Raw genomic sequence first — 4,076 nt, forward strand, 5'->3', positions numbered from 1 at the left:
CGATTCACTCGGGCTGTGTCCTTGCTTGATCGGTGTGTGTTCGCAACTATCACCGTAGACCAAGGCCAGCCTTTTTTCATTTTTTGCAGCCGTATCAGTTAGTTAGCCGTTAAGTAAGTGCCATTCCACTCCGACCCCTTTAGCTAGTATTTTTGCAATCATCCTCTGAGTTTTTTATTGAAGATCATAAATTTCTGGATTGTAAGGGTAACCGCTGCATTCCCAAACCCATTGTCGGCACTGTCGAACCAGTTCAAGATTCTTTGTCGGATTTGGAATGAATGACACTTCGATGCTGTCGCCTGATTGTTTGACGATTGCAACCAGGTAAGAGTCTCCCTTTTGCCGGGCAACAGCTTCTTCATTGCTGGTCATGATAAATGGTTGAGTTGGTGTTTCTATCAGTTTTACTTCGATAAAAAGCTTCTCACCCTCGTTGTTTTCGCACTCGATATCGTAACCAATATTTTGACGACTCACATCTATTGCAGTCCAACCTTCTGCCTCAAAAATATTTCTTAATTGCTCCTCTGCTCCGCGCCACTTCTTTAAGTTGAGAGCGTTGGGTTTTTTTCCATTCGCAGAGGGGAACGCTGCAATAGATTGTAAAATTCCAGGTTTTTCTGATTGTTCCAGCGGTTTGTTTTGGACGGGAATAGTGGGGAGTATTTTTAAAGAAGTTTCACTACCTGCTACAGCTTTGATGAGCCTTGACAGGCCGCTTGCACCAGTGCCGCGCTCTCCAACTAAGTCTATGAAGTCGGTATCTATCACCAGGCCTTTTAGCTTGGCTTGGTCAATTGAAATACTTCTTCCGTTTGCGATAAAAATAGGCCATTGCGTACCAATCACTATTGGCTCAATCTGCTTTGTATCGCAAAGCCTAATCAATTCGGCAACTATTTCCGAGCAGCCATTTCTAGTGATTGCGGTGTTTTGTAGCGAACTTGATAAATCTTTGAGTCCTGCTTCCTTGGCTCCCAAGTAGCGCATAAAGTTGGCGGCGCCATCAACGTCACTGATGATTTTTGGCGCTGCTATAAGTCCGCTTGTTTCGCTAATCTTTTGAAAGTCAGTGGGGTTTAACCAAGAAGGCTTTAAGGAAAAGCCAGGGATGAATTTTTCACATTCTGCTTGGATTGCAAAGATAAATTCAGATTTGAATGATCTTCTTTGGAGTTTGTATAGTCGCGGGTCGTCAAGTGGTAGAAGAGCTGCAAGCATACCTTTGGAGTCTGGCAAGGGCGTATCATGCAATATACAGATGATAATGCGCGCAACTAATTTGGCAGTTTGGGCTATGCCATCTTTTGTCCGCTGATCGAAAACCACCCTAGTGCGAGATGGATCGGTACTGATATCTCCGTTGATCTTAATCCCAAGCCCGGTAGCTTCATGGGTTGGTAGAAAGGCGTGCACGGCAGCATCACTCTCAGAAAGAACTTCTATTTTTTCTGTTTGTGGGTCTTGATAAAAAGCAACTGATACGCAATTTTCAGTCGCAACAATCCAATTTGATATGCTGGAGGAACTACTCAAGGTCGATAGTAAAAAAGTATCATCCCATACTTCTCTAGATATCTCGAACTCATCAGTTCTTCTGCCTTCGAGGGTGAGCTTGCGTATATTTTTAAGGAATAGTAAAGAGGATTGATCAAAGCTTATAAATTCATTATTAATTGACTCTGCGACCAATCCATTGAAAATAAAGAAGGTACTATAGCCTTGAAGCATCAAGCGCTGAATCTCATCCAGAGTTTCACTGCGTACTGCTGCGTCAATAGGATGCGGAATGCGTAGCAAGGGAACCTTAGCTGCCTGGGGGACGTCAGTTAGTGTTAGTTTCTTAGAAAAAGTGACTTCTAATTTTCCACTGATAATATGTACTTCCTGCGCCAGCCCCACAACAGACTTAAATCCAATTCCCCTGTAACCAATACTATTGCCGCGTTGTTTAGTTGATGCCGCGCTGCGGCAGATCGCCTCTAGGTCTGACTTTGAAAATACGTGCCCGTTATTAGCAATGATCAAATACTGTTGGAATTTTTTTACGAGAAAATTCGACGAGGCTGCATCATCGGCGTTTTGAAGTAGTTCAATAAATGATCTTGAGTCATAGCTCTCGGCTACGTAATTTTCTAGCCCTGCAAGATCAGATAGCAACTGAGGTGATAGCCTGGCTTCACTTAGCAAAGAACGTCGAATTTCCTCAAGCATGTCTTAAGCCTTTTTCGGATAAATTCGGATTTTGGCGATATTTCTTACTGAGATGTGCACGCTTTCCGAGAAGGTGTCGAAACCAAAAAAATCCTCTGAATAATAGGTGGACTCAGAAGTGCCAATTACACGGTCAGAATTATCATAGGTAGCAATGACCACAGTTATATCATTTTTAATTTTTGTACCGGTTGTCGCGTGAATTTCCCCACGGACATCGACCATTATGTAGTCATCATCCTCATCTTCGTTAGCATCCATGAATGCCGAAAGGCTCTTAAAGCTAACCATCAAGCGCTCTTCAAATGCTTCCAGTCGCTCGATTTTTGAAGTCAAATCTAGTTTTGCCATGAAAACTCCTTACCTGTGCATATGGGTGTTAGTTTCTTTTGTGAGTGATGGAGCTTGCGTGTATGCACTCCAAGGCCGGCAATGACCGACTCAGAACCTACGCATTTACCAAGGAGCTGTCCACCGGCAGCTCCTGGCCCCATTGCGACGGCCACAGGCGTAGCCGTCGCTGGCTGGAGGGCTACACCTCTGTCTGCTCCGCCATTTCGAGAGCGTCGTCGACTTCAATCCCAAGATATCGAACGGTGCTTTCCAGCTTTGTGTGGCCAAGCAGGAGCTGAACCGCTCTCAGGTTCTTTGTCCGTCGGTAGATCAGCGACGCCTTGGTGCGCCGCAGGGTATGAGTGCCGTACAGCGCCGGATCCAATCCTATGGATGTCACCCAGGCTTTGACGATACGTGCATATTGCCGTGTGGAGAGATGTTCTGAGCAGTGCAGGCGACTTGGAAACAAGAAGTCGTCGTTTCTTAGCTTGGCCAAATGGATCCATGCATCCAGAGCGGTACGGGTTTGCTCGGTGATCTCAAATTGCACGGGGCGCTGGGTTTTCTGTTGCATCACGATGGCTCTTGGCGATACATGATCTCCATGAGCTACATCCCGAAGCCGTAGTTTGGTTAGGTCACAGGCACGCAGCTTGCTGTCGATTGCCAGGTCAAAGAGGGCCAGGTCTCGTACTCGATCAGTGAGCTGAAGTCTGACTCGGATGGCCCAAATATCCCTGAGTCTGAGTGGAGCCTTCTGCCCGATAAACTTTCCCTTGTTCCAAGGCTGATGGCTGAAGATGGCAGCAGTGTTCATGGCTTATCCTCCAGGTTGAGGGAGGACAAGGGTGGATCAATCACGACGCGCTGTCGCTGTCCGGTCAAATGCAGACATCGAATTTTCATTCAACTCAAAATGCATTAAAACTATTGCATGCTTTTTGGATTCGCCACTAGCGTCATATCCATTTTAAATTCGTGGCGATTGTGACTCATCCTGTAAAGCTTTATTCGTCTTTCAACGGCTATCGTCGTCAAATCTTCCTCAACCCTTGGGCACACATTCGAGCCCATGTAAATCGCTTTGGGGCGTGGCATTGAGATGCTTTCACCTTCATTACCAGGTATTACCAAGCGCCATTCTTTCTCGTATTTCCAATCGATAGCTTTGTGAAGTACAGGCAAAAGTGGAATAAGACTAGAACCATTGCGCGTTAAATATTTGCTTATATCGAATAATTTTTCACGATAGAATACTGGCCAAAGTTGCAATGCGATTGAGTTTTTTTGATTTGGCCCATATTCTATCGCGAATCCTTTGTGCTCATTTGCATAATGAGTCCACATCAGCATTGACTCAATTGACTCACTAAAGCAGCAAATTCTCATTGATCGTTGCGGATTCCACGCGCACTTGGACACCCATTCCACGAACACTTGGACAGTGATTCCACGCTGACTTGGACACTCATTCCACGGTCACTTGGACACTGATTCCACGAGCATTTGGACAGTGATTTTCC

Annotated in this window: 4 protein-coding genes; all 4 read right to left on the reverse strand. The window is 45.4% G+C overall.

The window, feature by feature from the left end:
* Positions 1–174 precede the first annotated feature (174 nt).
* The 4 genes from AACY42_RS28020 to AACY42_RS28035 all read right to left on the reverse strand — a co-directional run bounded on the left by AACY42_RS28020 (position 175) and on the right by AACY42_RS28035 (position 3,900).
* Entirely contained in the window at positions 175–2,217 is a 2,043-nt protein-coding gene (locus tag AACY42_RS28020; RefSeq protein ID WP_339483743.1) for a DUF3883 domain-containing protein, read from the reverse strand.
* Between the two features lie 3 nt (positions 2,218–2,220).
* A complete protein-coding gene (locus AACY42_RS28025; RefSeq protein WP_339483745.1) occupies positions 2,221–2,568 on the reverse strand; it encodes a hypothetical protein in 348 nt (115 codons plus the stop codon).
* A gap of 181 nt (positions 2,569–2,749) precedes the next feature.
* On the reverse strand, positions 2,750–3,370 hold the full coding sequence (locus AACY42_RS28030; protein ID WP_339483746.1) for a tyrosine-type recombinase/integrase: 621 nt from the start codon (positions 3,368–3,370) through the stop codon (positions 2,750–2,752).
* Positions 3,371–3,480: 110 nt separating this feature from the next.
* Entirely contained in the window at positions 3,481–3,900 is a 420-nt protein-coding gene (locus tag AACY42_RS28035) for a DUF2971 domain-containing protein (protein WP_339483748.1), read from the reverse strand.
* Between the last annotated feature and the right edge of the window lie 176 nt (positions 3,901–4,076).

The organism is Pseudomonas sp. RL_5y_Pfl2_73 (assembly GCF_963970515.1).
GTDB lineage: Bacteria > Pseudomonadota > Gammaproteobacteria > Pseudomonadales > Pseudomonadaceae > Aquipseudomonas.

Coding starts and splice junctions, on each gene's coding strand:
- AACY42_RS28020 (WP_339483743.1), bottom strand. CDS start 2,217: ATGCTTGAGGAAATTCGACGTTCTTTGCTAAGTGAAGCCAGGCTATCA.
- AACY42_RS28035 (WP_339483748.1), bottom strand. CDS start 3,900: ATGTGGACTCATTATGCAAATGAGCACAAAGGATTCGCGATAGAATAT.
- AACY42_RS28030 (WP_339483746.1), bottom strand. CDS start 3,370: ATGAACACTGCTGCCATCTTCAGCCATCAGCCTTGGAACAAGGGAAAG.
- AACY42_RS28025 (WP_339483745.1), bottom strand. CDS start 2,568: ATGGCAAAACTAGATTTGACTTCAAAAATCGAGCGACTGGAAGCATTT.